Source organism: Achromobacter sp. Marseille-Q0513 (genome assembly GCF_018195695.1).
In the GTDB taxonomy this organism is placed as follows: domain Bacteria; phylum Pseudomonadota; class Gammaproteobacteria; order Burkholderiales; family Burkholderiaceae_B; genus Achromobacter.
Window position 1 is genome coordinate 1 of sequence record NZ_JAGTJY010000440.1, and the last position, 635, is coordinate 635.

Here is a 635-nt window from a genome sequence, read left to right on the forward strand (position 1 = left end):
TGTAGCGCTGCCCTGACGGGAGTTTTCTTGGCCATTACACGGCCTCATTGACGGCTTTGCGCACCGCATCGCCAAAGCGTGATGAGAACGTGGTCAATCCTCCCCAGCCCGCGATGCGTTCATCTTCCGAACCGGGGTCCAGGGAAGTGATGTCCATGGAGCGTACCTTTCCAGAATCGTCGAATTCCAGCAGGTGCGCGCGATAGTCTTTTTCGAGAGCCGCTTTTGCTACAAGCCGCATGGTTTGGGAGTGGGGTACGTCGAAGGCTTCGCAGACAAGTTGCGAACGTGCCTGATGGATTTTCAACTGGCGCATCATCCATAGCATGGTCAAGACATGCGGCGAGTGCGTCGATAGCACGACTCGATAGCCGCGCCACAGTAGATCAAGCACCAATAGCATTGTTGCCGTGACTGCCTGCGGGTGCAAGCCCATCTCGGGTTCCTCAATCACAACCCAATCCGTTTCTGTGCGTTTGCGTTGTTGGGTCGATGGAAGCAAGTGATAGAGGCCGAGCAACAGAGGCGTGAACTCGCGTTGACCCGCCGTCCATGTCATGAACGGCAAGTGCATGCTTCCATGCGTCAGGCGCAAAAGCTGCGCATGTTGATGGTCTTCTTCAATACCAACCTGC

General features: G+C 55.7%; 1 protein-coding gene. It reads right to left on the minus strand.

The features are described 5' to 3' along the window. Positions 1-34: 34 nt before the first annotated feature. A partial coding sequence (locus KDH83_RS31150) for an AAA family ATPase (protein ID WP_212322968.1) occupies positions 35-635 on the minus strand: 601 nt, incomplete at its 5' end.